Here is a 24,922-nt window from a genome sequence, read left to right on the forward strand (position 1 = left end):
AATAAATATTAAATAGATTAAAGAAAACATACTAAAATGCAGTTAGAAAAAATTATTTCAATCTCCGGAAAACCGGGACTTTTCAAATTGGTTTCTCAACTAAAGAACGGATTTATCGTTGAGGATATCTCGACTAAAAAGAAAACAAGCATCTCAAACTCAAGTCAAGTAAGTTTGTTGGACAATATTGCGATGTTCACTTTTGACAAAGAAGTTCCATTGTTCGAAGTTTTTGAAAATGTTGCAAAAAACTACGATTACAAACCAACAATCAGCCACAAATCTTCTGGCGATGAGCTAAGAGCATTCATGACCGCTTCTCTTCCTAACTATGATGTGGAAAGAGTTTACGAATCTGATATCAAGAAACTGGCGCAATGGTATAACCTTTTGCACAAAGCTGGCTACATCACACCAGAAAGTTTCGTAAAAACAGATGCACCTTCTGAAGTGGTAGTTGCTGAAGAAAAAACGGAAGAAGCAGCAGAGAAAAAACCTGCAGCTAAAAAAGCACCTGCTAAGAAAGCAGCTCCAAAAACGGAAGAAGCAACTGAAGAAAAACCGGCAGCTAAAAAACCAGCAGCTAAGAAAACGACTAAAAAAGAAGATCAATAAAATAAATTTTCTTTCCCTACCCTAAAGGGAGGAAATTTGATATTAATTTCAAATTATAAAACTCTCTCAGAAATGTTTATTTTTGAGAGAGTTTTTTTTGTGATAGAGTCTTCGAGAGCCTCAGGCCGACAGTCCTATCAACCCAAGTTTAATATTTGTTGTTATGCTGAGGCTCTCGAAGCATTTCCAATAAATAAATTCCTTATTGTATGAAAGTTATTTCGCTAGTTCCATCGATTACGGAAACCTTGTTCGATCTTGGTTTGACTTCTGAGGAAATTGTCGGACGGACAAAATTCTGCATTCATCCGAAAGAATTGGTAAAAGATGTTGAGATCATTGGCGGAACGAAAAACCTCAATATTGAGAAAATCAAAGCTTTGAAACCTGACCTCATCATTGCTAACAAAGAGGAGAATGTGAAAGAACAGGTTGAGGAACTGACGAAGGACTTCAAAGTTTTATTGACGAATGTGGAGACTTTGGAAGACAATTATTATTTGATCAAGCAACTTGGCCATCTATTTGGGAAGGAAGAAAAAGCGCAATATTTCAATATTAAAACCTACGAAGCTTTTGATATTCCGAAGCCTGAAAACAAATTAAAAGTGGCTTATCTGATCTGGAAAGATCCTTACATGACGGTTGGGGGCGATACTTTTATTTCAAGGATCATGGAAGAATTAGGATTTGAAAATTTATTTAAAGACCAAAAACGTTATCCCGAAGTTCAATTGGAAGACCTAAAGGAAGCAGACCTGATTTTCCTTTCTTCGGAACCTTTTCCATTTAAAGAAAAACATGTTGCGGAAATCCAGGCTATTTGTGTGGATCAGAAGATTATGATCGTGGATGGTGAGGCTTTTTCGTGGTATGGTTCGCACTTGGCGAAGTGTGGGGAATATTATCAAAACCTTCTGAAGGAAATTAATTAACAAAATTAGATTATAAAAAAAGTCGCAAAATAAATTTACGACTTTATATATTTAATTCTGATTTTAATATTCTACAAAACCTTCGCAACCTCCTCACAAAGCCAGTTCAGCAATTCCTCGTCTTCTTTGGTGAAAGGATCGATGGAATGGCTGTCGATATCGATCTGTCCGATGTTTTCGCCGTCTTTAAAGATCGGAACCACGATCTCTGCTTTTGTATCGATGGAACAAGACAAATAATTATCCTGAGCGTGAACGTCAGGAACTACGAAAGTCTCCCCAGAAACCGCTACCTGGCCGCAGATCCCTTTTCCAAACGGAATGATCACGTGATCGGTCACTGCACCAACGTATGGTCCAAGAGCCAACTCATCCTTATCGCCATTTTTGAAGTAAAATCCTGTCCAGTTGTAATAAGAGATCTCCTTATCCAAAACCTGACAAACTTTCAGAAGTTTCACATTTGTCTCTTGTGGACTTTCCAAAATTACTGAAAGTCGTTTTTTTAGCTCTACCATTTTTTTATTTTAATCCTTCAAAAGTTAATTCTTTATATCCGAACATGCCTCGCTCTTTTATCATTTGTGCCACACTCTTCGGCAATTCCTCTTCCCAACCCAGATCGTGGGCCATGATCTTTTTCAGGATCTCTCTGGAATAGATCTCCAGGAATTTCGGATTATATTTTTCGATGTCAACAATTCTCTTGTTGAGCTTGAAGTATTTGTATAATTCTTTCAGATTATCGTGCACTTTCAAGTTCTCTGAGGTCAGCAATTCGCCATTCTCAGGGTCTTTGTAAGGATACAAGTAAACGCGCATATCCTTTTTGAAGAACTTACCAAAGGCTTCCAAAATTCCGCCCGGCAAATTCTTGTAATACTCCTCATCAAAAACGTCCAATAGGTTGTTAACTCCCATTGCAACACCGATATGTTGATTGGTAAATGATGAGAAATAATCCACCATCCTATAATATTCTGAGAAGTTGGAGATCATCACCGTGTAACCTAAAGTTCCAAGGATATCCACCCTGTCCAGGAAATCTCTTTCATCAATATCACCAGCCGCTCTTAGATTCGAAATTGTAATTTCAAATAAGATCTGCGTATTCTCACTGTCGCAGGCATTATCTTGGTTGAATAGGTCCAAACCGTGCTCGAACATATCAATATTGACGCGTGTTACAGGACGAAAACTTCCTCTTACTGCAAAAATATTTTTCTTGTAAAGGATATCCGCAGGCAGCATATTGCTTCCTTTGGAGTTGAAGATCACCGCGTCTGTCATTCCCAATTTCACCAACTGAAGACTCATCAGACGGTTGTCCACATATTGGAAAGCCGGTCCGCTGAAGTCTATCATGTCGATCTCCAGACGATCAAGAGATAGATCATCATATAAAGATTCTACAAGAACTCTCGGATTATCGATATAGAAATAAGCGCCGTAGATCAAATTGACACCCAAACTTCCCAAAGTTTCCTGTTGCAAAGTCGGATTGGTCTCTTTGAATTTGACGTGGATCACGATCTCATTGTATTCCTCGCTTTCAGAATTTTGGTATCTGATACCTACCCAGCCGTGGCCTTTGGAGGTTTTATCGAAATTGATCGTCGTTACCGTATTGGCGTAAGAAAAGAATTTTTTCCCTGGATTTTTCTCTCTCGGGATCCTTTCTTCGATGAGAGCCATTTCGTAGCGCAGCATTTTGCGGAGACGGTTTTGCGTAACGTATCGGTTTTTGTTTTCGGTGCCGTAGATGGCATCACTAAAGTCCTTATCATAAGCAGACATCGCTTTTGCAATTGTTTGAGAAGCACCACCAGCTCGGAAAAAATGTCTCACTGTTTCTTGACCCGCTCCAATCTCGGCAAAAGTACCGTAGATGGATGAATCTAAATTGATGGCTAATGCTTTCTGCTTAGGGGTAAGTTTTGGCTTTATCACGAAGAATTAGATTTATTTTGTAAATTTACCAAAATAACAGCAAAAATAAAAATGCTTTTAAAATTTTTAGGAACCGGTACTTCGCAAGGCATTCCTGTTATCGGCAGCCATCATCCGGTCTGCCTTTCTACCAACCAAAAAGACAAACGTTTACGTACTTCTGCACTAATAACTTCGGATTCTGGAAAGAAGATCTTAATTGACTGTGGCCCCGATTTTCGTCAACAAATGTTGATGAATCATGAGGAACAGATCGACGCAGTTCTCATCACACACGAACACAATGACCACATCATCGGTCTGGATGACCTTCGTCCGTTGATCTTTAAAAATAAATCCTCGATGCCGATCTACTGTAATTCGCGGGTTGCAGTTGAGATCAAAGAGAGATTCCCCTACGCCTTCTCGGAACAAAAATATCCTGGTGCGCCCAGTTTCGACCTTCATGAGATCGAAGATGATTTCAAATTGTTTGATGAAGTAGAAGTTCAGCCGATCGATATCATTCATTCGGAGATCAATATTTTAGGTTTTAAATTTAAAGATCTGGTTTACATTACCGATGCCAGTAAAATTGATGACAAGGAAAAGGAGAAGTTGAAGAACCTGGATCTTCTCATCATCAATTGTCTTCGAAAGAGCGAACCTCATCATTCCCATTTCATTTTGCCCCAAGTTTTGGCGTTGGTAGATGAACTTAAACCTAAAAAAACCTACCTCATTCACATCAGTCATCAATTGGGATTCCATGATGAAGTGGAAAATGAGCTTCCTGACAACGTTCATTTGGCTTATGACGGTCTGGAAATCGAATTTTAATAAAAATATATTTTTGATTTACAGTTCGTTAAAAAATAAAAGTAAAAATTATCTAAAATCATTTTTATCGGGTCAAAAATATTTCTATATTTGCACACCAATTTAAAACAAACATCAGCCCAGTTGGCGGAATTGGTAGACGCGCTAGACTCAAACTCTAGTATCGAAAGATGTGCCGGTTCGATTCCGGCACTGGGTACAAGACCGGAAAGAGGTGATAATTCACTATTTTTCCGGTTTTTTTTAGCTCGTAAATCATTGTTAATCTGATAGATATAGGACAGCAAAACGTTGGGTCTAATAGTTCGATAATGATTTTCAAAAAATTCCAATTTTTCAGGGAATATCGAACTAATTATTTGACGTTTTAATGTGATATCCCCACTACTAAAGACTTTAGCAAGATCTACAACGTTCGATAATGCATGGTCAAGTAGTTTCGGAAAATCTATTTTGTTTTTATCTTTTACTTTGGTCAGGTTGCTTTCTAACTTTTCAATTTTGTCCTTGCAATCAGTCTTAATTTCCAAGTATTCCTCATTATCAATGACATCTTCCAACAGTTTGTTTCTTGCCGACTTTAACCTGTTATTCAATCCATCTATTTCCATTAATATCTTTTTTCTTTGATGTTGAGGATTATCGATAAACTTCTCAAAATTTTGTTTCAAGACCTTTCTCAAATATTTTTTAATGGACTCCCTCATCTCTAATGCTTGCAGTAATTCCAGGAATTTATTGTTGATGATTTCTGCTCTATAACGATATCCGCATGGTGACTGACAGTGATAGTAATAATATTTCTTGGAGTGTCCTGTAGATGCACTGCCTGTAATTAAATGTCCACATTCCGGGCATAGAAGGAATCCTCTCAGTGGAAGATTATCGTCAGACAGTACTTTAACATTGGGTCTGGCAAGATTTGCATTGCCATTCATTATATTCTGCACTTTTTCGAATAACTCCTCACTGATCAAAGGTTCATGGATACTTGGAACATAATGGGCCTCTTCGTCATTGTATTGTTCTACATAAATTTTTCCGCAATATGCAGTATTCCTCAAGCCAGCAAGAAAAGAACTAACTTTTACAGTTTTCCCTTCCCTCCTATTCATCATATCCATAATCTGGCTGGCAGAATAAACACCTTTCGCCATTTCATTAAATGCCCATTTCATATTGGAAGCTTCCGGTTCTTTTTGAGTGACATACTTCTTCCCGTTTTCCGTGATCTTATTCACATATCCATAGGGCGCCCTTCCCATTAATCTTCCTTCTTTTCTGGCACGACGCATTCCATAGTAGGTATTCAAGGCACGCCTGTCATTTTCAACTTCCGGTGCTGCAAGATAGATAGCCAGCATCATCTTGTTCTCGGGAATTGAAAGATCTAAAGGTTGTTCAATGGCTTGCGGATCAACATTGAGCTTTTTCAGGATATTGATCATTTGATAGGCATCACCAGCGTTTCTGCTAAAACGGTCCCATTTGGTAAACAACAATAAATTGGTTTTGGAGCTCTTTTTCTTAAGAGTATCAAGCAGCTTAAGCCATTCAGGCCTGTTAAAGGTTTTGGCGGAATAATCTTCATAAATGACCTGTCCCACTACGATACTATTATTCTCACAGTATCGCCTCAGTCTTTCTTCCTGGTCTCTTTGGGAATAACCTTTATCTGCCTGCTCATCGGTTGACACACGAATATATAAATCGGCTTTTTTCATTTCTACAATCTTAAAATATTATTCATCTAAAAACTCCCTTATTGTGACTGTCAATAGCATTTTTAGAAATTCTACAATTTGTTCAGCTTCCTCAATAGTTAACTCAATTTCCTCCTCTTCTTTGAGAATTTTGATAATCTCTTCAGTGCTTATATTTTTAATTTCAATGTTCTTTTCCATAACCGAAATCTTTTAAATAAAAATATTCGGCTAATCCAACAACTATTAATTAATGTATTTAATTGATACACTTGGCTTAGATGTGCTTTTACTCTTGAATTTCAAAATATTTCAGAATGGCATTGTAGTTATCTTGGGCAGTTAGGCAGGTATCAAGAAGATAACCTCTAATATTTTCCCATTCCTGTAATCCTCTGTAATAAAATAGCTTTAGCTCTTCATCAATAATAAATGGAATAACGTTGTTAGCTAAGCATTCTTTAAACATAATCAATCTGCCAACACGACCATTTCCGTCTTGAAAAGGGTGAATAATTTCGAACTGATAGTGAAAGGCAATAATGTCCTCAATGGTTTTATTTTGAATATCGTTGTATTCAGATAAAATCTCTTTCATTCTAGTTGCTACTTTGCCCGGTGCTGTAGTTTCATTACCTCCAACTTCATTCGGCAATTTCTTGTATTCCCCAACATTAAACCAGTCTTTAGCACTATCAGATGTTCCGGACTTTAGTAAGAAATGAAGCTCTTTTATTAATGATTCAGTTAATTTTGATTTAGCCTTATCAATTATGAGATCAATAGCTCTAAAGTGATTTGTAGTTTCTATGATGTCATCTACATTGATACTTTCCTTCGAAACCCCGACCGTATTTGTTTCAAAAATATATCTTGTCTGATCTAATGTTAGCCTACTTCCTTCTATTCTATTTGAGTTGTACGTCAGATCGATCTGGGTTCTGTGATAAATGCCGCCCTTGAGCTTCATTTCTTTCTCTTCCTTCAGTTTGTTCAGCAAAGGATTTTTACTAAACTTCTTTTTACTTTCTTTTGAAGGAGGAAGCGCATCCTCTGGAATATTATAGGTTTTACCAGTTAAGAACGAACCGTTAATCCTGCCATGCGCACAGTAATTCCTGACAGTTCTTTCAGGTATGTTCCATTTTTTGGAAAATTCTGCTACTGATATATATTTCATAAGATTCTAGATAGCCTTCATCGGCAAAAATTACATTATTTATATGTGCAAATATATCATTTATTTGCCGTTAAAGGTAAATAAAAATAAAATCTGTTTTCGACAAGTTTAACAATTTATGCCAGCTTTCATTGTTATCCCTCTATTTACTTCATTTAAATTTAATAAACATTGACGATGCCAATAAATAATTATGGAACGGGATTTCATAATATGTTTTCACAGTAGAAATACGAGACAGCGTTTCGTATTTTCTGAAAGTTTGTTACCTCTTGAGAAATTGTTCTTTAGAGCATTAAACAAATTATCCTTATTCACTGTAGATTAGAACGTATCCTCATTTCGAATTCTTTGATCAGTTGTTTACTGATATGATTTTATTTCGATTTTACAGTCATAAAAATTTCTCATAATAAACCGGTAAAAAGGCAGCTAAGGTATATCGTTCATCTATTCTTCTGCCAGCCAAAAGACTACGGCATAAACGGTTTCCTCCCTGAAGGTACCCTCCAATTATTCCGTTTCCTTTTGGCTTTCCCCTTTGCCCGCTAAAATTATCTGCTTTCTTTTTTCCGGTTTTTCTTTTGAAAAATATTCAGCGAAGCCCAAAGGGCTTTCAGAGAAAGGACGGAGAAGAGATTGAGAACAGATCAAAATGTACAATCTTTAAAAACCTACGGTTATGAACATTATCGGAAGACTGACAAGGGATGCGGAAGTGCGCAACTTGCCAAATGAAAAAAAGGTAGTTAATTTTTCAATTGCTACGAATGACAATTATCGCAACAAGCAAGGCGAACGGATCGAACAGACCACGTATTTTGAATGCGCCTATTGGATCTCTCCGAAAGTTGCGGACTTTTTAACAAAAGGCACTTTGGTGGAATTAAGCGGTAGAGCATACACCTCTGCTTGGTTAGGCAAGGACGGAGAGCCTCATGCAGGTTTGAATTTCCACACCTCACAGATCAAAGTTCACAGCAGTAATAAGCGAACTGAAAACAAGTCTGCTACGTCGAATAAAACAGCTGAGAAGGAAATTTCTAATTCTAATTCTAGTTCCAGCGACAAGGATGATGACCTCCCATTTTAAAACAACCAAACAAAATTCTCTAACAATCAAAATACCAACATCATGGCACACAATTTAAATTTCAACAACAGAACAGGAAAATATTCATTTTTCAGCGTAAAGGAAAAAGCATGGCACAACTTGGGGCAGGTCGTAAAGGACTACCCGACCAGTGAAGAAGCCATTAAATTTGCAGGACTTGACTACGAGGTTGAAAAGTCTCCCCTGTTTACTAAAGGTGCCGGCATTATCGAAAATACCAACGGCATAGAAATGATCGATTCAGAATTGGAAGTTTCAAACTATTTCGCTAATATTCGCACCGATAACAATACTGTGTTAGGCGTGGTTGGAAAAGATTACCATATCGTACAAAACCGTGAAGCCTTTTCGTTTTTTGATGCTATTGTAGGCGGTGGTGATGGAATCTTATACGAGACCGCTGGAGCTTTGGGAAATGGTGAACGCATATTTATCACAGCTAAATTACCCGATTATATTAGAGTTGGAAACGGTGACGATATTACGGAAAAATATATTTTTCTTACCACCTCCCACGACGGAAGCGGAAGCATCACCGCCGCGTTTACCCCTGTGCGAATTGTCTGTCAGAACACTTTAAATGCTTCCCTAAAAAATATGAGCAATGTGGTGCGGATCAGACATACCGCAGGCGCAAAACAGCGTTTGGAAGATGCTCACAAAGTGATGGGTTTAGCGAATAAATTGAGTACTGAATTGGAAAGTACTTTTAATCATTGGGCAAAAATCACCGTCGGGGATGATGAAATAAAAAAATTAATTCAGTTGGCACTGTGTCCTAATAAAGAAACCTTGAACCATTTACAAAAAGGAAATTTTGATGATCTGTCAACCGTATTTAAAAATACCGTTGATGATGCATTCGCCTATGCGATGATCAGCGAAAGCCAACAGACCGAAACCACTAAAGGAACTTTGTTTGGTGCTTACAATGCTGTTACAGGTTACTTTCAGAATGTCCGAAATTACAAGGATAATGAAGCCAAACTTCAGTCCATAGTCTTGGGAGGAACCGCACAGTTAAAGTCTCAAAAGGCTTTTGATCTTTGCGACAAGTTTGCCCGATCTGGCGCAGAAACTTTAATTATGAATTAACTATCAGTTTTAAAATTTAAGTACGGGAAATTCAAGTCTCTGCCGTACAAGAGCAACTCCTATGAAATTTAATATTGTCAACGAGATAAAATTAAGCTATTCCAGAAAAGGAAATTCTGAGAGATTGGTCGGTAGTTCACGGGATGCCGTAGATGTATTCCGTCAGCACTTTGACCGTGATGAAATGGATTATAGAGAATCTTTTTTTGCCCTGTATCTCAATCAGGCTCATAAGGTTTTAGGGATCAGGAAAATTTCTGAATCGGGAATTTCTTCTACGGTGGTCGATGTCCGTATCATTATGCAGGCGGCACTGCTTTGCAACGCTTCAGCTGTGATATTGGCTCACAATCATCCTTCCGGAAATTTGAAACCTTCTGCCGAGGATTTGAAAATTACTCAAAGCATTAAAAGTGCATCCGAATTCCTTAACATTAAATTACTGGATCATTGCATCCTGACGTCAACCGGTCATTTATCGTTTGCCGACCAGGGTCATTTATAAATAGTTTTTGTAATTAATAAAATACACGGCAATATTAAAATTGTCGTGTATTTTCAAATTCGGGCGAAAAGACAATTCCTTCCAAAGGTCGGAAACGTCTTTTCGCAGATAGATATGATACAACTACTATGACCTGCCACACATTGCCGTCCAATTTCATAAAAGTTGTGAGGTTTGTGAATGAATTTTTAATTCATTGATGATGATCTTCAACATATCTTCCATTGCCGATATTGACCTGATTTTGCGTTGACCGTCCTAATAAAAAACGGCTTGGTTTAAAACCAAGCCGTCATAAGTCACTTAAAAATTTTACGACGCATTGTCAAATTCAAAATCTACCCTTTTTTCATTTCCAAAACTATCTTTGATCCAAATACTGAATTGGTGTGATTCGGAAGCTTTAGATGTATAGTATAATCTGAATTGCTTTTGCTTTAGTAGATACTCGTCATTCGGTAGATATGATGGGTCGCTGTAATATTGAAGCTGACCAGCACCTTCATACTGGAAGTAGCGAATACTGTATGTTGTTCCATTAAAGTTCGAAGGAGTAATGAGTGAAATACGAATTTCTATTGTTTCATTCTCTGCTATGTCACTGGGTACGGGCATTATTTGAACTTCAAAAGGAAAATCCTGTTGAATTTCCAGATCGTTGGTTTGACAGGAAGTAGAGACAAAACCGATTAATAAAATTAACATCGAATACTTGAATAATGTCAAGAATTGATTATTGATCAAATTTTTCATCCTATAAATTATTTAAAAATTATACCGCGTTCCGAAACCAAACAGCGACTGGAAGTGACCAAGCTGGCTGTTTTGCAAAAAGCGTAACTGCCCATTGACCAAAAAGACCCAATGGTCTGTCAGATAACTTTCTATGGACAGTTTACCATTTGCGCCGTAAATAAAACTCTCGGTTGAGTTAAGTATGGAGCCGTCGTAGATCATTTCATCTCCCCTATTGATCAGCTGATAACCTGCAATCCCGCCGATACCCACATTGATATTGACATTTCTCATCCGATCTCCCCACAGATAGAGACTGTAACCTCCGTTGAAGGTGAAAGTATCGATTGGAATATCATAATTGTTATATTCTTCGTATTTTCTGCTGTACTCAGCCAGTCCGAAAAGATAATTACCGTTCTTTGCGTATGAGATTAGCCCTGCAGTTAAGGCATAATTTTGCTTTTCAGGCGATTGCGGAAATACTGAATATGATATTTCAAATCCTTTTTGCTTGGGGATCATTTGCTGGGCAAACGACTTAATACCTATCGTTAGCAGCAATGCTGTTAATAAAAATATCCTTTTCATCTTACTTCGTTTTTATGGTTAAACCGCCGATCAGTCTGGCATTGATGAGGTCTTTATTTTCAAGCTGAATCTTCTGATGCCTTCCGCCATTCTTTTCCAGAATTTCAATTTCCAAAACCTGATCCTTTAAAAGGGTAAACTGATCCAGCAGATAAACCCCTGATATATCGGAATGGTGAAATGCCAAAGTCACTGGTGTGTAAACACGGAGCGGCTCTAAAAGTTTGTCCTGAACGACCGTCCTTTTCAAATTCTTCTTATCAACTATTTTAAAATTGATCAGATCGATATCGAAAGACACATTGCTGTTATTGTTAACCTGTAATGTGAAATAGAATTTATTGTCATTCACGTGTAATGCCCGGACTGAAAACTGTATCCCATAGCTTTTGGAAGAGATGTGTTTAATGGTTCTACCGCTTTTTTCATATAGGTTTTCCATAATCAGTTCCGTAAGAGATGAGGAGTTTCCGTTAAGGTCTTCAAACAAGACATCCGTGGAATATGCTGTTCCATGCGTCGTTGCTGCTTTAACAGATCATAGCTGAGTACATCTGGGTATGAACTGTAATACACATCGAAGCTGTAAAATTTCCCGTCTTCGGTGATCACCGAAAAATTGGTTTCCTCTTCGAAATCCCTCACGGCAGACTTGATCCTTAATACATTGCCGACAGGTTCTGCCTTGCTGGCGATCAGGAGATCACTCCCAAGGTCAACATAGCGAATGCGCGAGGGAAACAGCAGATGTGAGGTCTTGTTATAGGTGACCTGCATTTTGTAAGGTTCTAACTTTGCCTCTTCCAGTGGTTGGTACATTAAAATGGAATCCTGAGCAGACAGTCTGCTCAGCGAAAACATAAGTACGATCATCAATAGGTAATGGCTTTTTATTTTGTTCATTTTTTTATTATTTAATTGGTTATTTTTTGGGGACAAGAAACACCTCATGACCAGCCTTTACTGTAACTTTTAACTGCCTCACCCGTTTTTGAAAATAGTTTGATAGGCCTTGCACCAGACCCCTGCTCATATCTGCAGCAATCTGTTGACCTGCCGACTGCGTCATCATAATGTTGGTACCTGAAGTTTGCCCCATACTTCCGACGATGTCGGTCACTGCGTTTTGTTCCTGTGAAGACGGGATCGACAGACCCAGCTGACCATCGTTGTCATAAACATTGATCTCTACAGGATAGATACTGCCCTTATATTCGATCGATGAGATGACCAGCTGCAGTCGCCCATTTTGAAATTTACAGGTAGCTTTAAGTAAAGTTCCAGAGGGAATCTCAGTACGCCCGACCCGCATACCTTCGGAGAGCCTGATCGATAATGTACTTTCTGTGGTCATCGTCTTTGTCTCCTGTACAATGCCTTTGATCGCATTTTTAGAATACCCAGTATTTGTATCGTGATTTTGAGTCCCAAATAGCCTATTATCATTCAGTCCAGCCAGAAAGGCACTGTCCGATGGTTCCCTGTACAATGACGAAACAACATTTAGCTGCGCTGGCTGTACTGCTGTTAGCAATAGCTTATTTCCAGTGGACTGCTTCACATCCTCTTCCTTTGATGGAGGTTGTTCCTGCTTTGTAGTTTGGGGAAGATATTTTGCAGCCATCTGGTAGGATTTTTCCATCAGTTCCAGCTGGTCATTAACCGCGAGTCCCGCAGGCGCAGCATTATTTTGTGAAGCTTCGTTCTTTAACCTTGAAATTTCTTTTCTGAGGTTAATCACTTCCTGCTCATCCCTGCTGTAGAAGGAACCCAAAGTCTGCTGTGCATTGCGGTAGCTATTGACTGCACTCTGATTAGACTGTGACAAGCCATCTGAATTTTTTTTCAATAGGGCTTGATCAGAACTTTGGGCGGTGTTGCTGCTGTCATTCCAGTAATCAGATAAACTGGTCATCGCATTCTTCTTCTCCTCATTCTTTTGTTCCAACAGCTGCTGCTCATAAGCCTTCTGTTTATCAGACTGCATCTGATCATCCTTTGCCTGTGGTATTCCTGCATTGAAGCCTGACTCTTCCGCAATTTTATCGTCCTTGGGCTTAAAAATGAGGTAGAAACAGCCCGCACATACCGCTGCCATCAAAAAATAGATCAGTGGTCTCTTGATTCTCTCCCACTGCAGATTCTGATGACCTCTGGATTCTTGTTCCAATAGTGGAGTGTCACTTTCAGTGATCTTGATTTTATCTGAATCTTTCATCGCTCTATTTTTTAAGGGGGACATTTGTGTGATTATCATTCGCGACTTTTTCCACACTACTACGGTCCGAAATCGTCCTGATGTGATCGATCAGCATCGTGTTGGTCTTATTTCCTGTCGAGATGACTACGCTGACGAGCACCAGTAAGGTGAGAACTGCGTAACCTGTAAAAAATAGTTTGGTGAAGTACCTTTGCCGCTTCTCAGGAAGCGCCTTCCATTTTCTGTCTGCACACCAAATGTGGTGTTCTATTTTATCTCTTATTTTTTTCATTGTTCTGATATTTAACGTTCTACGGTTTCAACATCCTTGTTTTCAAGGACATTGAATTTTTCAATAGTAAATCCCTGGGGATTGCTGTCTGACCGCACGGAGTTCACTAATGAACAGTTGGTGATCAGACTTCTTATCGTCAGATTACTGGACCGGATAATGAACTGTCTTGCATAGGTCTTGACCGAATATGGGTAATTGTTAAAATCAGCCACCACACTGTCAACCTCTATCCGCTGCTGGATATTCCCAGAAATGATCCTGTTGTAGTAACCTTTCTCCTGAAGGTCTTTGTAATAATCAAATGCAGACTGGTCTGCCAGATTGAACGCTCTTTTAACATTGCTTTCGATGGCATTTTTATCGGGTGCCACCGTAAAGAACAATTCGTGAAATCGCCTCACATGCTCTCTCGCTTCAACGGGTCTGTTGATCGACATATCCTGAGAAAGTGCCACCATCAGCGACTTGCCGTTATCCAATACATAGATCTTCTGACGTTGTTCTTCAGCAAATTGGTAGGACTTGAAAACGACAACGCCCACCACTGCAAAACAAAGCACTGCAAAAACAAAGGTGAATAATCGGATCTGCTTGAAGCTGCTCTCTATATTTCTTAAAGTTTTAAATTCCATTGGATCGTATTTTTATTTTAATAATCTGCCTGAAATATTACCTGTAGCCGAACCCGCTGCTGCTCCAGCCAAATTGCCTGATTTTGTAGCGGTCTGGTTGACATTGCGCATAAAGTTTCCTGCGCCCCCTGCCTGAATGATCCATCCTGTAACCGTTGGCACTGTAAAATATCCAACAATACCGATGACCATATAGATGATGTACACGGTATTGGACGTATCAGGAATAAAATTGGGGTCTGCCAGCATTTCAATATCTTTTTCAATGATGAGTGTTTGGATCTTAGCTAGTATGGCACTGAAAATATCAGCCACCGGCAACCAGAGATAAACACTGATATACCTTGTCAGCCACTGGGTAAGCGTGGTCTGAAAACCATCCCATACCGAAATGGCAAATGCGATCGGTCCCAATATGGAAAGAACGATGAGAAAGAAGGTTCGAATCGTGTCAATCACTAAGGCTGCGGACTGGAAAAGGATTTCCAAAAACTCACGAAAACCATCTCGGATCTGCTTCTTGATATCAAACATCTCTCTCTCGATGTACATTCCGGACATCGTCACCAGGTCTGATGGCGACCAGCCCAGCTCATCAAGCTTCTTGTCAAATTCTTCATCCGAGATCAGATAGGCCATCTCAGGATTCCTGAGCATCGCTTCCCGTTCCAGAAGGTCTTTTTGCTGTTGCAGTTCATTAAGATCCAGGACCTGATCCTCCAACATCGAGTGACTTCCCTGAACGATCGGACTTAAGACACCGTTAATACTTCCCAGTACCAATGTCGAGAAGAACATAATGCAGATGCCGATGGCAAAGGGTCTCAGCATCGGAAACAGGTCGATCGGTTCGGCACGGCTGAGTGACTGCCATACCTTGATGGCCACATAGAACAAGGCGCCCAGGCCAGCCACGCCCTTTGCGACCGCGGCCATATCGGCACACAATGGCATCATCTCATCATAGACCGAACGAAGGACTTCGTGTAAATTGCTAGGTTCCATCTTACCAGTATTTTTGATTTGATGTACCGTAAAGATCCAATACCCTTTGGGTATTGTTCTGTTTTTTTGCTCTCAGATAGCTGACAGAAATATTCTTGTTGGTATAGTAACGGACCAAATTGTGGTACTCTTTGACCTCTTTGTAGACCCGGTCGATCACATCCATTCTTTCTTTATCATTGAGCGAAAGGCCATTTGCCGTAATGATCTCTTTTAGCTCTTTCAGCAGTTCTGTACTTTCAGTCAATAGTGCTGAATAGCCGTTTGCGATCGCCGTCAGCTCCTGGGCATTGAAGTTGGGATCATTGAGCATCTTGCTGAAATTGGTGACGTAGATCTCTGAGACATCGCCGACCATCAGAACGGTCTGCTGAACCTTTCGGGCGTCTTTGACGAGATTATTGATGGCTTTCAGCTTGTCATAATATTCCTTACCCTGTTCATAGACCTTTTTGACTTCGTTGAAATTTTTAACGACGTTGGAAACGGTAGATGAGGTCTGTACAATTTCATTGGCGGAGTTCAGGATGCCTGAAGCGAGGTTGGCCGGATCGGTCACTACAAATTGTGCTTTGGCGAATGTAGTTGTAGCAAGAATGGCTACGATTGCTGTTTTAATGATCAAATTTTTCATTGTTGTAAAATTTTAAATGATTGAATTATTTGTCTTTGGTTGATTTTATTCTCTTGAGAGAAATCCTCTTGATAGCGTGTTCTACATTACCATCAAGTTCAGAGGCGAGATTCATGACTTCCATTTTTTCTGTCTCTTCAGTGGTGTAAGCCAGATATTCCTCGGTGGAAACTTCGGTAGCATAGACCGCAGAGTGTGTTCCGCCCAATCCGATCCAGACCTCCTTGTACAGTCTTCTCGGATCGTTGTTCATATTGATCGAAAGTACCTGTGATTTTTCTTTGTCGGTCAGCCCAAGCATCGCCTGGATATCATCGAATTTGTTCATATATTTTCGCTGATCCAAAAGGATCTTGCAGTCTGAATTATTGATAATACTCTCCTTGACAATCGGAGACTGGATGATGTCATCCACTTCCTGCGTCACGACAATGGCTTCTCCGAAGAACTTTCTGACGGTTTTGAACAGGTATTTGATGTACTCCGCCATCCCTTCTTTGGCTATGGCTTTCCAGGCTTCCTCAATGAGGATCAGCTTTCTGATGCCTTTGAGTCTTCGCATCTTGTTGATGAAAACCTCCATAATGATGATGGTCACAATCGGGAAAAGGATCTTGTGGTCTTTGATCGCATCGATCTCAAACACAATAAAACGTTTCGACAAGAGGTCAAGCTGCTTTTCTGAATTTAACAGGTAATCGTATTCGCCACCTTTATAATAAGGTTCCAGCACATTGAGAAAGTTGGCGATATCAAAGTCTTTTTCCCTGACTTTTTTCAGTTCCAGAACTTTCTGATAATCATCCTTGACATACTCATAGAATCCGTTAAAAGACGGAAATTGATCAATGCGTTTGATCTGTTCAATATAACCGCTTACCGCATTGGACAAGGCCACTTCCTCTGAACGGGTCGGCGGTTCATCATCTCGTTTCCATAAGGTAAGGATGAGTGTTTTGATGCTTTCCCGTTTTTCAATATCAAAGACGCCGTCATCGGTATAGAATGGATTGAAGGCGATCGGATTGTCTTCGGTATAGGTAAAATACACACCGTCCTCCCCCTTTGTCTTTCCTTTGATGAGTTCACACAACCCCTGATAGGAATTTCCGGTGTCGACCAGCAGTACGTGAGCACCCTGTTCATAATACTGTCTGACCATATGGTTGGTGAAGAAAGATTTTCCGCTTCCTGAAGGTCCCAAAATAAATTTGTTACGGTTGGTGATCATACCCTTCTTCATTGGGAGATCGGAGATATCCAAATGGATGGGTTTTCCTGTCAGCCGGTCGGCCATCTTGATCCCGAATGGTGAAGGAGAATCCTGATAATTGGTTTCTTCGGTGAAAAAGCACAAGGCTGGTTCGATGAAGGTGTAAAAGCTTTCTTCGCTCGGAAAATCACCCGCGTTCCCGGGAATTCCTGCCCAATACAAGGTCGCCGTGTCCGTCGTATTATGGCGGGGCTTACATTCCATTAAGGCTAAGGCACTACCGGTATCATTCTTCAGCTGTTTCAATTCTGAAGGATTATCAGACCAGGACATCACATTGAAATGCGCCCGGATGGATTGCAGACCGTATGAGTGGGCTTCATTGAGGTATTTCTCAATCCATTCCTTGTTGATCTGATTCGCCCTGCTGTATCTTGCCAGTGAATGCATGTTTCTGGCGGACTTTTCAAATTTACTCAGGTTCTCATCGCTGTTATCAATGAACAGATATTGATTGTAAATGTGATTGCAGCTCAACAGAAGTCCTACCGGAGAAGCAAAGGATAAAAGGCAGTCACTCCTGTCGGTGCTTAATTTCTCGTATCGACTATGTGATGAAACTGTGCCAGGCAGATCATCCGTATCGGATAAAGTATGCATACTGATACGGTTGCTGCCAATGCGCATTTCTTCTGATCCGAGTTTGATATCCTGCAATGATGGATTCACTTCTCTCGACAAGGTCAGGTACTGTTCTAATATTCCTGACTGGTCGTCGGTTCCTGAGATCTCATCTTCGGTCATTCTTTCCAAATGGACAAAACTGCTGTCATTCATGATCCTTTCGAACTGATCGACGGATTCCATAAACCTGCTGACCACTTCTTTATCCTTAATCTCTTTTGGGATCAGTTTGCCCTTGCAGAGGGAAGAAAAGTTGCTCTGCATCCGCATTCTTTCCTTACTTGTTTTCGTGATGAACAGGTAACAGTAATGGTTCAGAAAAGGTCTCTCGTTGAAATGACGTTCAAAGGATTTTGACAGAAAACTCTGATCTTCTCTGGAAAGATCAGGATTGTAGTTTTCTTTGATAAACCAGTCCTGTTTATGCACGACCGTAAAATCCGGCAGGGTTTTAATGGCTTTGAACCAGGCTGAATGCATCGCTTCATATTCTGCCGTGGCCACCGTAAACAGTTCAGGTAGTCTGACCTTGAAGCAAACCGTTACATCTGCATCTTTTGAAATAATACAGTCGTTTTCTATCGCAAGCAGTGGAAATTTACTCTCCAGCGTTGCGGCTTTGGAGGTATTTCTCATACTGAAGATTTTTGACGATTACTTTTCAGATAGCGGTAGAAGCACTTGCGGCTGATGATGTATTTGGGATGCTTCTTTTGAGCACCTAGTTTCATCAGTCCGTGCTCCCCGTATTTTCCATTCAGCGAGAAGGTCTGCCAGATCAGCAGACTGCTGCTTAAGCCTCCGACCGATAAGCAAATATATGTATTGACTCCTGCCATATAGAGGATCATCACGAATACAAGTATGCCTAATAATCCCCCTGCAAAAATGAACAGGTACTGGGCTTTTAGCCCTTTGAACTCTACCGTTCTTCCGATTCCTTTGTTGATATGATAAGTATTCATAACAATAATTTTTAAAGGAAGAATGATCGGAGGATCGTAGCCGCTACGATTAGAAAGATACACGCGCCGAACCAGCTGGCAGCAGTCTTGCTGGTATCAGGGTCACCACTGCTGAACTTGTTGTAGACCTTGACCCCACCGATAAGTCCGACGACCGCGCCGATGGCGTAGATGAGTTGAGTAGCCGGTTCGAAATAGGAGGTCACCATTTGTGTGGCCTCGTTGATTCCTGCGGTCCCATTGCCTTGGGCAAAAGCACCCGTTACTGCTAAAAAGGTCAGACCTAATAGCAGTAACTTTTTTCTTTGTTTTTTCATAATTGAAACACATCAATTTGTTATGGTGTTCTGCTCTTTGCGGAACTATGGAACAAAGATGTCAGAGGATTGGATGTCGTTTGAGCGAATGACTTTATGAGGAATGTTTTGGCTGTCAGATGACATTTAACTTGCCTTCATTCGTTTATAATTAATTGTAAATTTGTAGGGAATTTCAAAAGAGGAATTATGGATAAAAGGTTTACAGACATCATTGAACTCATCAAACGTTCTCGTAACAATGCTATAAAAGCAGTCAATTCGGAATTGATCCATTTATACTGGAATATTGGTGAGTATATCAGCAAAAAAGTAGAATTAGGTGAATGGGGACAATCCGTAGTCAAAGAACTGTCTCAATATATCAAAACCAACGAGCCTGACATCAAAGGATTTTCTGATAAGAATCTTTGGAGAATGAAGCAGTTTTATGAAACCTACAAGGGTTTTCCAAAAATCTCAACACTGTTGAGAGAAATCAGCTGGTCTCACAATCTGGCTATCTTTTAACGTTGCAAAACAATTGAAGAACAGGAATTTTACATCAAACTGACGAAGCAGGAGAATTACAGCTTTCGTGAACTTGACAGGCAAATATCGAGCAGCCAGTTTGAAAGAACCATGATCGGGAATTCAAAACTCTCAACAGCGTTGAGAGAAAGTAATGCAGATATTGCCAATACCTTTAAAGACAGCTATGTCTTTGACTTTTTGAATTTGCCTGAAACGTTCAATGAAAGTGATCTCCAAAAAGGTCTGATCCAGCAGATGAAAAACTTCATCCTGGAATTGGGCAGAGATTTTCTTTTTATCAGTGAAGAGTACAAACTTCAGGTAGGCAATTCGGATTTCTTCATCGATCTTTTATTCTTCCATCGTGGTCTGCAATGCCTGGTCGCATTTGAACTGAAAGTAGACAAATTCAAACCTGAACATTTGGGGCAGCTCAACTTTTATCTGGAGGCGCTGGACAGAGATGTCAAACGTCAGAACGAAAACCCAAGCATTGGGATATTGCTTTGCAAGGACAAAGACAGTGAGGTTGTAGAATATGCACTAAGCCGGAGCTTGTCACCAACTATGGTCTCTGAATAAAAGACACAGCTTCCCGACAAAACGCTTCTTCAACAGAAACTACATCAGTTGTTTGATGACAGAGAATAGTTAATGCCTTATATTTTTTAAACGCTTTGTATGATTTAATTCATATTTTATCAAAATTGGGTTTTGCCCTATACTAATTATCGGTTGTAATTTTCTTTCTGTGATTTGCACCCCATTTAGACAAAGCAGTAATAATTTCCTTCAAGGATTCACTGTATTCGGTAGGAATATATTCTACAATTACGGGAATTTGGTCGGCAAACACTGTTCTTTCAACTAAATGATTTTCTTCTAATTTTTTCAATTCGCTTGACAACATTTTTGCAGAAATACCTTTTACGGCTCGCTGCAATTCATTGAATCTTCTATGTCCGCCTAGAATTCCAATCATCACTCGTATTGTCCACCTACTGCCAAGAACATATAAAGCGTCTTCAGTTGCTAATAGACGATTTGTGCATTGTACAGGTGAATATTCTAATTTATTTGTTGGCATACCTTCGTTTTGTTCTAATCAACTAACCAAAAAGTTACTACTTACATTTCGGTAACTACTCTATTTTGGTTAGTAAATATACATAATTTTGCAATGTCAAATTGTTAAAACAAATAAAATGAAAACAATAAAAATAACGTATTATGTTACAACAGGAATTATTTCCGCTATGATGGTATTTATTGCGTTTGAAACCCTTACAAAACCTGAAGTAAAAGTATCGATGGCGCATCTTGGGTTTCCAGATTATTTCAGAATTGAATTAGGAATAACAAAGCTTATCGGTGCAGTTTTGCTTTGGCTGCCTTTACGCATGTTAAAAGAGACAGCATACATTGGTTTCGCAATTATGTTTGCTTCAGCTTCATTAGCTCACTATATGGTGGGCGATCCTGATGGTAAAATTATAGCAGGAGTGGTTTTTCTTGTAATTTTAATTGCATCTTATATTAGCAATGACAAACTTCAAAGAAGCAAATAGTAATTATTAATAAATCTGAAAAATAAAAATTATGATTTTAGTAACAGGTGCAACCGGTCAGTTTGGCTCAAAAGTAGTTGAACATTTAATAAAAAAAGGAGTAAATCCTTATGAGATTTCCGTTTTGGTTAGAGATGTCACTAAAGCAACAAGTCTAAAGGAAAAAGGCATACAGATAAAGGAAGGCGATTATACTGACCATAGTTCGATGGTCCAAGCCTTTCAAGGTTTAGATAAATTATTATTGGTCTCAAGTAATAATAGAGAAGCAATTGAGAACCGTACAGCGCATCACAAAAATGCAATAAAAGCCGCCACAGAAGTAGGAGTAAAACACATCGTTTATACATCTTTTGTAAGAAAACCGGGATTTGAAGATTCAGCCATTGCAGATTTTCAAAATTCTCACGTTGAGACGGAAAAGTATTTGAAAGAAAGTGGAGTGAGTTATACGATTCTTCAAAATGGTATTTATACCGAAATGATACTTGCTTTTCTGGGTGATAAAGTTGCTGATACTAAAACTATTCTGTTTCCAGCAGGCGAAGGAAAAGCAAGCTGGGTACTACGTGAAGAATTGGCCGAAGCTGCTGCCCACGTTTTAATCACAAAAGATCATATCAACAAAACCTATACGTTAACCAATACTGAATCTGTTGATTTTACTTCCATAGCTCAGAATATTTCGGAAGTATTAGGTGAAAAAATTGACTACAAATCCCCTGATATCAATGAGTTTAAAACTACTCTGGAAAAGGCGGGTGTTCCAGAAATATACATCGGTATGTTTACGATGTGGAGTACTGCTCTAAAGCAACAGACAATGGACAAAGAAGATAATACTTTGTCAACTTTTTTAGATAGAAAACCAACTTCTGTAAGCCAATTTATAGAAAAGGTTTACAGTTAGTTATCGCAAATTAAATTTTAAAAATGGGTCGTTGTAATATTAACTTGATCGACTATTGCGCTTCGCCGGCAGCTGGAATGGGAGATTCGCTGGCTATCATCGGGGACGACAGCTTTGGCGGACACTTTTGAAAAGAACAATGGCAATTTTTAACTGGCTTTTGAAGAATATAACAGAGATCTAAGACCATTCATAGAAGAAGTCCAGACTGGCGCAGTATAAATGCTGGACAAGCTTCTACCGGCAACGCAGGAGGAAATAGACTGGAGAAATAAGAATGGTTTTGAGTTTTAAACTTGTTGTAATGAAATATATCTAATTGAGGATCATTATCCTTATAAAATTATCTTCTATCTTATCAAAATATTAAAGGGGAATTTGCCTAAACAAATTCCCCAATATCGAAACCATCTGCATCATTTTTACGCTTAAACGAAATTCCCACATCTTCATTCGAAATACTCTGACTCAGCAAATTAGCAACTCGCTTTGAAGCGTCGTCCAACGAATTTTCTAAAAGGTCAAAAAGCTCGGTTCCGTGAATTTTTTGAATGATGTGAATTGCTTGTTGTTCTAAGTCAGGCTCCAGCACATCTTGCTGAAGCAGCTTTCCCGCAGTACTCAATTCCTGAAAGGTAACCCCTGTGGCAAACCCGCTTTCGACTTTAGAATCATCCTGATACTGCCAGTCTTCTTCCTCGTCTTCCTGATCATTATTTTTGACCAGTATCTCGTCAAGTTCTTTCTTTGAAGTCGTATTTTCAATTACTTCCTCTTTGGTTTCTGAATCAAAATTATCTGCTTTTAGTACGATAGATTTGTTCTGGCTATGATCAGCATCAGATGGCTGTAACTTTCTTCCTTCTGTCTTTGTTTTTCCCATAATAGAGGGCACAGTTAGGTGAGCTTCGGCACTTTTTTCCTTTGGATGCTGATTTGTAAAATTCCTATCCCAAAGTAGTAGGATGATAACTAATAATAGCCCTATGATGATTAATTGTTCCATAAGATGATAGATTAAAAGATTGGACGGTATTTGCTGTTGAAATCATCGGTGATCTCTTTTTCAAAAGTTTCAAAATGGTACGCCAAAATATTATCGAGATAAGCATATAAAGGGATCTGATCTTCGGCAATGATCTGGATGATCCGTGAAAGTCGCTCATGGTATTCAGGACGGATGTAGATACTTTTATCACCACGCTTGGTCATCATGTGATGGGTCAGAAACTGCTCGGCATAGGAAATTTCAACACTTTTTTTGCTTTTAATTTTTTGCTTCACTTCTGGTTTTTCCTGTCGGAAATCCGGCTCTTGGTTCGGAGACTCATTCTTTGTGCTTCCCGCCATAATGGACATCAGATATTGTTCGTCGATATTGTTGTCTTCGTTCTTCTTTTTATCAGTATCCATCTTTTTACAATTTTACAATGTTTAAAAACTCCTCCATAAATTGATCGAGCCGGCATAATGACATTAATTTAGGATCTGCCGGCAGTAATGTCGAGCGGAAAACGGTTATTGCGACCGTCTCCCCTTCTTTACGAAATCGCTTGCTGTCTGTGATAGAGGTTTTCATTAGTTGAAGCCCAAGATCTTTGATCACTTTCTCATAGTTTTCATACAAAAGTGTTCTCTCCCTGCCATCGACCTGATTCCAAAAAAGATGGATGCTTTTGATCTCGGTATGCTTCTTCTTCATCAGAACATTGGTCAGAACATCCGTGAAACTTAGCGTGCTTTCAAGAACAAGCCGGTCTGCCGTGATAGGAGAAAAAATATGATGGACATTGGCGAGTGTACTCAGAATGCCAGCCGTATTGACCGTGCCGGGCAGATCCAAAAAAATAACGTCCGGTGGTAGTGCTGAATTAGCAACATACCCTTCAAGTTCTTCCAAAACCGTATCGGTCTTGCTCTGGAAAACAGGATAGGCTTTTTTATTGATGCTGGTAAACTGCTTGTGAGCGATTTTTTTTAGCACCTCATTTTGCATCACTGTTTTAAGATCCCTCTCCCTCATCTGCACCAAACTGTACTGCGGAAAATCACAGTCGAACACTGCGACTTGGTACCCTAAGCGGTAATGAAGAATACTGGCTAAAAGTGCTGTGAAGGTACTTTTTCCTACGCCTCCCTTTTGGGTGGAAAAGGCAATGATTGTTGGTTGTTTTTTTGTTTCCATTTTTTCGATTTTATTATTTAACATTGATCGTTGTACATCATTAATGACAGTTGACAGGCAGGCTTGAACGATATCCAGCTCTCCGAGAATCTGACTGCGTTGAAAGCAAAACAGCCTTCCAATCTTACGGCGAGAATCCTATCAGTCAGTTCGTCTTTCCTGAAAGGATCCTGTACTTATGTCAGGTTTTAATTCCAGACTGATCTTTTTCCTGCGGGCATTCAGGATGTGCGGAAAGCTTGAATTCCGGAAAGCTTGAATTCCGGAAGGCTGGAATAACCGCCTTCAAGATGTCAAACAATTTTGCCTTACATCAGTCCTGCTGACCTTCTTGTACAAATAAATAACATCCGTTTCTAGTCACCATCTGAATGGTTGTCTTTGGCTTGTGGTGGTCTTGTTTGGCATTTTCAATTTCAGAGAATCTTAGAAGCATTGTGGTTTACTTTGTCAACGGATGATTGACAGGCTGCTTTCACTTAATCTTTTGCAAAAGTGAAAGTCGTTTAATGTTGGATCGAATCTATTGCACTATAGATTTATCCTTTCACCCGAAAGG

General features: G+C 39.4%; 30 protein-coding genes, 1 tRNA gene and 1 pseudogene. 11 read left to right on the top strand and 21 right to left on the bottom strand.

Translation table 11 applies throughout. The features are described from left to right. Window positions 1–36 precede the first annotated feature (36 nt). Together AXA65_RS15155 and AXA65_RS15160 are read left to right on the top strand one after the other, a co-directional pair. Window positions 37–615, top strand: a complete 579-nt coding sequence (locus AXA65_RS15155; protein WP_063970919.1) for a DUF5606 domain-containing protein — start codon at window positions 37–39, stop codon at window positions 613–615. 209 nt (window positions 616–824) lie between these two features. Then, window positions 825–1,550 carry an ABC transporter substrate-binding protein gene (locus AXA65_RS15160; RefSeq protein ID WP_063970920.1) on the top strand — a complete coding sequence of 242 codons (726 nt, stop codon included), beginning with the start codon at window positions 825–827 and terminating at the stop codon, window positions 1,548–1,550. Window positions 1,551–1,621: 71 nt separating this feature from the next. On the opposite strand, the gene AXA65_RS15165 is transcribed toward AXA65_RS15160, so the two are convergent. After that, complete coding sequence (locus AXA65_RS15165; RefSeq protein WP_063970921.1) at window positions 1,622–2,068, bottom strand: GAF domain-containing protein; 447 nt, start codon at window positions 2,066–2,068, stop codon at window positions 1,622–1,624. A 4-nt stretch (window positions 2,069–2,072) separates the two neighbouring features. After that, on the bottom strand, window positions 2,073–3,497 hold the full coding sequence (locus tag AXA65_RS15170) for a hypothetical protein (RefSeq protein WP_063970993.1): 1,425 nt from the start codon (window positions 3,495–3,497) through the stop codon (window positions 2,073–2,075). A gap of 54 nt (window positions 3,498–3,551) precedes the next feature. On the opposite strand from AXA65_RS15170, the gene AXA65_RS15175 reads away from it, so the two are divergent. Both AXA65_RS15175 and AXA65_RS15180 read left to right on the top strand, forming a co-directional pair. Next, the gene (locus AXA65_RS15175; protein WP_063970922.1) at window positions 3,552–4,319 is read left to right on the top strand and encodes an MBL fold metallo-hydrolase; all 768 of its coding nucleotides are present in this window, start codon (window positions 3,552–3,554) and stop codon (window positions 4,317–4,319) included. Between the two features lie 117 nt (window positions 4,320–4,436). Continuing rightward, a tRNA-Leu gene (locus AXA65_RS15180) sits at window positions 4,437–4,518 on the top strand. Between the two features lie 538 nt (window positions 4,519–5,056). On the opposite strand, the pseudogene AXA65_RS20590 reads toward AXA65_RS15180, so the two are convergent. The 3 genes and pseudogenes from AXA65_RS20590 to AXA65_RS20420 form a co-directional block, all read right to left on the bottom strand. Beyond that, window positions 5,057–6,043 (bottom strand): annotated as a pseudogene (locus AXA65_RS20590) (recombinase family protein); the annotation flags it as partial. 18 nt (window positions 6,044–6,061) lie between these two features. Next, entirely contained in the window at window positions 6,062–6,223 is a 162-nt protein-coding gene (locus AXA65_RS19740; RefSeq protein WP_117590505.1) for a DUF2624 family protein, read from the bottom strand. An 88-nt stretch (window positions 6,224–6,311) separates the two neighbouring features. After that, on the bottom strand, window positions 6,312–7,202 hold the full coding sequence (locus AXA65_RS20420) for a Fic family protein (protein WP_063970923.1): 891 nt from the start codon (window positions 7,200–7,202) through the stop codon (window positions 6,312–6,314). Window positions 7,203–7,884: 682 nt separating this feature from the next. Here AXA65_RS20420 and AXA65_RS15190 point away from each other — a divergent pair. From AXA65_RS15190 to AXA65_RS15200, 3 genes are all read left to right on the top strand, one after another. Further along, the gene (locus AXA65_RS15190; RefSeq protein WP_034979998.1) at window positions 7,885–8,295 is read left to right on the top strand and encodes a single-stranded DNA-binding protein; all 411 of its coding nucleotides are present in this window, start codon (window positions 7,885–7,887) and stop codon (window positions 8,293–8,295) included. Between the two features lie 42 nt (window positions 8,296–8,337). Further along, the gene (locus AXA65_RS15195) at window positions 8,338–9,411 is read left to right on the top strand and encodes a DUF932 domain-containing protein (RefSeq protein WP_063970924.1); all 1,074 of its coding nucleotides are present in this window, start codon (window positions 8,338–8,340) and stop codon (window positions 9,409–9,411) included. A 61-nt stretch (window positions 9,412–9,472) separates the two neighbouring features. Next, window positions 9,473–9,916 (top strand): JAB domain-containing protein, encoded by a 444-nt coding sequence (locus AXA65_RS15200; protein ID WP_063970925.1) that lies wholly within the window; start codon window positions 9,473–9,475, stop codon window positions 9,914–9,916. 312 nt (window positions 9,917–10,228) lie between these two features. On the opposite strand, the gene AXA65_RS15205 is transcribed toward AXA65_RS15200, so the two are convergent. Genes AXA65_RS15205 through AXA65_RS15255 form a run of 12 tightly spaced genes read right to left on the bottom strand, consistent with a single transcriptional unit; the run spans window position 10,229 to window position 19,187 of the window. Then, the gene (locus tag AXA65_RS15205; protein WP_063970926.1) at window positions 10,229–10,669 is read right to left on the bottom strand and encodes a TraQ conjugal transfer family protein; all 441 of its coding nucleotides are present in this window, start codon (window positions 10,667–10,669) and stop codon (window positions 10,229–10,231) included. A 12-nt stretch (window positions 10,670–10,681) separates the two neighbouring features. Next, on the bottom strand, window positions 10,682–11,242 hold the full coding sequence (locus AXA65_RS15210; RefSeq protein ID WP_063970927.1) for a conjugal transfer protein TraO: 561 nt from the start codon (window positions 11,240–11,242) through the stop codon (window positions 10,682–10,684). A 1-nt stretch (window position 11,243) separates the two neighbouring features. Next, window positions 11,244–11,684 (bottom strand): DUF4138 domain-containing protein, encoded by a 441-nt coding sequence (locus tag AXA65_RS20340; protein ID WP_410492747.1) that lies wholly within the window; start codon window positions 11,682–11,684, stop codon window positions 11,244–11,246. 2 nt (window positions 11,685–11,686) lie between these two features. After that, a complete protein-coding gene (locus AXA65_RS20345) occupies window positions 11,687–12,145 on the bottom strand; it encodes a DUF4138 domain-containing protein (protein ID WP_235630763.1) in 459 nt (152 codons plus the stop codon). A 19-nt stretch (window positions 12,146–12,164) separates the two neighbouring features. Beyond that, window positions 12,165–13,460 carry a conjugative transposon protein TraM gene (traM, locus tag AXA65_RS15220; RefSeq protein WP_063970928.1) on the bottom strand — a complete coding sequence of 432 codons (1,296 nt, stop codon included), beginning with the start codon at window positions 13,458–13,460 and terminating at the stop codon, window positions 12,165–12,167. Between the two features lie 4 nt (window positions 13,461–13,464). Beyond that, on the bottom strand, window positions 13,465–13,734 hold the full coding sequence (locus AXA65_RS15225) for a hypothetical protein (RefSeq protein ID WP_063970929.1): 270 nt from the start codon (window positions 13,732–13,734) through the stop codon (window positions 13,465–13,467). 11 nt (window positions 13,735–13,745) lie between these two features. Next, on the bottom strand, window positions 13,746–14,369 hold the full coding sequence (gene traK, locus AXA65_RS15230; RefSeq protein WP_063970930.1) for a conjugative transposon protein TraK: 624 nt from the start codon (window positions 14,367–14,369) through the stop codon (window positions 13,746–13,748). Window positions 14,370–14,381: 12 nt separating this feature from the next. Then, window positions 14,382–15,374, bottom strand: coding sequence for a conjugative transposon protein TraJ (gene traJ, locus AXA65_RS15235; protein ID WP_063970931.1), 993 nt, complete (start codon window positions 15,372–15,374; stop codon window positions 14,382–14,384). Window position 15,375: 1 nt separating this feature from the next. Then, complete coding sequence (locus AXA65_RS15240) at window positions 15,376–16,008, bottom strand: DUF4141 domain-containing protein (RefSeq protein WP_063970932.1); 633 nt, start codon at window positions 16,006–16,008, stop codon at window positions 15,376–15,378. Between the two features lie 25 nt (window positions 16,009–16,033). Beyond that, on the bottom strand, window positions 16,034–18,541 hold the full coding sequence (locus AXA65_RS15245; protein ID WP_063970933.1) for a TraG family conjugative transposon ATPase: 2,508 nt from the start codon (window positions 18,539–18,541) through the stop codon (window positions 16,034–16,036). Beyond that, a complete protein-coding gene (locus tag AXA65_RS15250) occupies window positions 18,538–18,870 on the bottom strand; it encodes a DUF4133 domain-containing protein (protein WP_063970934.1) in 333 nt (110 codons plus the stop codon). The genes AXA65_RS15245 and AXA65_RS15250 overlap by 4 nt, the downstream gene beginning before the upstream one ends. 11 nt (window positions 18,871–18,881) lie before the next feature. Further along, window positions 18,882–19,187 (bottom strand): DUF4134 domain-containing protein, encoded by a 306-nt coding sequence (locus tag AXA65_RS15255; RefSeq protein ID WP_063970935.1) that lies wholly within the window; start codon window positions 19,185–19,187, stop codon window positions 18,882–18,884. A gap of 189 nt (window positions 19,188–19,376) precedes the next feature. Between AXA65_RS15255 and AXA65_RS20260 the strand changes: the two genes are divergently transcribed. Next, complete coding sequence (locus tag AXA65_RS20260; RefSeq protein WP_228391692.1) at window positions 19,377–19,697, top strand: DUF1016 N-terminal domain-containing protein; 321 nt, start codon at window positions 19,377–19,379, stop codon at window positions 19,695–19,697. A gap of 111 nt (window positions 19,698–19,808) precedes the next feature. Beyond that, complete coding sequence (locus AXA65_RS20265; RefSeq protein WP_228391693.1) at window positions 19,809–20,282, top strand: PDDEXK nuclease domain-containing protein; 474 nt, start codon at window positions 19,809–19,811, stop codon at window positions 20,280–20,282. Window positions 20,283–20,424: 142 nt separating this feature from the next. On the opposite strand, the gene AXA65_RS15265 is transcribed toward AXA65_RS20265, so the two are convergent. Then, window positions 20,425–20,787, bottom strand: coding sequence for a winged helix-turn-helix transcriptional regulator (locus AXA65_RS15265; protein ID WP_063970936.1), 363 nt, complete (start codon window positions 20,785–20,787; stop codon window positions 20,425–20,427). A 118-nt stretch (window positions 20,788–20,905) separates the two neighbouring features. On the opposite strand from AXA65_RS15265, the gene AXA65_RS15270 reads away from it, so the two are divergent. Both AXA65_RS15270 and AXA65_RS15275 read left to right on the top strand, forming a co-directional pair. Further along, window positions 20,906–21,268, top strand: a complete 363-nt coding sequence (locus AXA65_RS15270) for a DoxX family protein (RefSeq protein WP_063970937.1) — start codon at window positions 20,906–20,908, stop codon at window positions 21,266–21,268. A 31-nt stretch (window positions 21,269–21,299) separates the two neighbouring features. Beyond that, complete coding sequence (locus AXA65_RS15275) at window positions 21,300–22,178, top strand: SDR family oxidoreductase (RefSeq protein WP_063970938.1); 879 nt, start codon at window positions 21,300–21,302, stop codon at window positions 22,176–22,178. A 382-nt stretch (window positions 22,179–22,560) separates the two neighbouring features. Here the strand turns inward: AXA65_RS15275 and AXA65_RS15280 are convergent, their stop codons facing one another. From AXA65_RS15280 to AXA65_RS15290, 3 genes are read right to left on the bottom strand one after another with little or no spacing between them, the layout of a single operon-like run. Then, entirely contained in the window at window positions 22,561–23,184 is a 624-nt protein-coding gene (locus AXA65_RS15280; RefSeq protein WP_063970939.1) for a hypothetical protein, read from the bottom strand. Window positions 23,185–23,195: 11 nt separating this feature from the next. Next, window positions 23,196–23,591, bottom strand: coding sequence for a DUF3408 domain-containing protein (locus AXA65_RS15285; protein ID WP_063970940.1), 396 nt, complete (start codon window positions 23,589–23,591; stop codon window positions 23,196–23,198). A 4-nt stretch (window positions 23,592–23,595) separates the two neighbouring features. After that, entirely contained in the window at window positions 23,596–24,363 is a 768-nt protein-coding gene (locus AXA65_RS15290) for a ParA family protein (RefSeq protein ID WP_063970994.1), read from the bottom strand. Window positions 24,364–24,922: the final 559 nt, after the last annotated feature.

The sequence above is a fragment of the Chryseobacterium sp. FP211-J200 genome, assembly GCF_001643375.1.
GTDB lineage: Bacteria > Bacteroidota > Bacteroidia > Flavobacteriales > Weeksellaceae > Epilithonimonas > Epilithonimonas ginsengisoli.

Bases quoted from the DNA above. Each gene is read 5' to 3' on its own strand.
- AXA65_RS15155 (WP_063970919.1), top strand. From the start codon at position 37: ATGCAGTTAGAAAAAATTATTTCAATCTCCGGAAAACCGGGACTTTTC.
- AXA65_RS15160 (WP_063970920.1), top strand. From the start codon at position 825: ATGAAAGTTATTTCGCTAGTTCCATCGATTACGGAAACCTTGTTCGAT.
- AXA65_RS15165 (WP_063970921.1), bottom strand. From the start codon at position 2,068: ATGGTAGAGCTAAAAAAACGACTTTCAGTAATTTTGGAAAGTCCACAA.
- AXA65_RS15175 (WP_063970922.1), top strand. From the start codon at position 3,552: ATGCTTTTAAAATTTTTAGGAACCGGTACTTCGCAAGGCATTCCTGTT.
- AXA65_RS19740 (WP_117590505.1), bottom strand. From the start codon at position 6,223: ATGGAAAAGAACATTGAAATTAAAAATATAAGCACTGAAGAGATTATC.
- AXA65_RS20420 (WP_063970923.1), bottom strand. From the start codon at position 7,202: ATGAAATATATATCAGTAGCAGAATTTTCCAAAAAATGGAACATACCT.
- AXA65_RS15190 (WP_034979998.1), top strand. From the start codon at position 7,885: ATGAACATTATCGGAAGACTGACAAGGGATGCGGAAGTGCGCAACTTG.
- AXA65_RS15195 (WP_063970924.1), top strand. From the start codon at position 8,338: ATGGCACACAATTTAAATTTCAACAACAGAACAGGAAAATATTCATTT.
- AXA65_RS15200 (WP_063970925.1), top strand. From the start codon at position 9,473: ATGAAATTTAATATTGTCAACGAGATAAAATTAAGCTATTCCAGAAAA.
- AXA65_RS15205 (WP_063970926.1), bottom strand. From the start codon at position 10,669: ATGAAAAATTTGATCAATAATCAATTCTTGACATTATTCAAGTATTCG.
- AXA65_RS15210 (WP_063970927.1), bottom strand. From the start codon at position 11,242: ATGAAAAGGATATTTTTATTAACAGCATTGCTGCTAACGATAGGTATT.
- AXA65_RS20340 (WP_410492747.1), bottom strand. From the start codon at position 11,684: ATGGAAAACCTATATGAAAAAAGCGGTAGAACCATTAAACACATCTCT.
- AXA65_RS20345 (WP_235630763.1), bottom strand. From the start codon at position 12,145: ATGAACAAAATAAAAAGCCATTACCTATTGATGATCGTACTTATGTTT.
- traM (WP_063970928.1), bottom strand. From the start codon at position 13,460: ATGAAAGATTCAGATAAAATCAAGATCACTGAAAGTGACACTCCACTA.
- AXA65_RS15225 (WP_063970929.1), bottom strand. From the start codon at position 13,734: ATGAAAAAAATAAGAGATAAAATAGAACACCACATTTGGTGTGCAGAC.
- traK (WP_063970930.1), bottom strand. From the start codon at position 14,369: ATGGAATTTAAAACTTTAAGAAATATAGAGAGCAGCTTCAAGCAGATC.
- traJ (WP_063970931.1), bottom strand. From the start codon at position 15,374: ATGGAACCTAGCAATTTACACGAAGTCCTTCGTTCGGTCTATGATGAG.
- AXA65_RS15240 (WP_063970932.1), bottom strand. From the start codon at position 16,008: ATGAAAAATTTGATCATTAAAACAGCAATCGTAGCCATTCTTGCTACA.
- AXA65_RS15245 (WP_063970933.1), bottom strand. From the start codon at position 18,541: ATGAGAAATACCTCCAAAGCCGCAACGCTGGAGAGTAAATTTCCACTG.
- AXA65_RS15250 (WP_063970934.1), bottom strand. From the start codon at position 18,870: ATGAATACTTATCATATCAACAAAGGAATCGGAAGAACGGTAGAGTTC.
- AXA65_RS15255 (WP_063970935.1), bottom strand. From the start codon at position 19,187: ATGAAAAAACAAAGAAAAAAGTTACTGCTATTAGGTCTGACCTTTTTA.
- AXA65_RS20260 (WP_228391692.1), top strand. From the start codon at position 19,377: ATGGATAAAAGGTTTACAGACATCATTGAACTCATCAAACGTTCTCGT.
- AXA65_RS20265 (WP_228391693.1), top strand. From the start codon at position 19,809: ATGATCGGGAATTCAAAACTCTCAACAGCGTTGAGAGAAAGTAATGCA.
- AXA65_RS15265 (WP_063970936.1), bottom strand. From the start codon at position 20,787: ATGCCAACAAATAAATTAGAATATTCACCTGTACAATGCACAAATCGT.
- AXA65_RS15270 (WP_063970937.1), top strand. From the start codon at position 20,906: ATGAAAACAATAAAAATAACGTATTATGTTACAACAGGAATTATTTCC.
- AXA65_RS15275 (WP_063970938.1), top strand. From the start codon at position 21,300: ATGATTTTAGTAACAGGTGCAACCGGTCAGTTTGGCTCAAAAGTAGTT.
- AXA65_RS15280 (WP_063970939.1), bottom strand. From the start codon at position 23,184: ATGGAACAATTAATCATCATAGGGCTATTATTAGTTATCATCCTACTA.
- AXA65_RS15285 (WP_063970940.1), bottom strand. From the start codon at position 23,591: ATGGATACTGATAAAAAGAAGAACGAAGACAACAATATCGACGAACAA.
- AXA65_RS15290 (WP_063970994.1), bottom strand. From the start codon at position 24,363: ATGGAAACAAAAAAACAACCAACAATCATTGCCTTTTCCACCCAAAAG.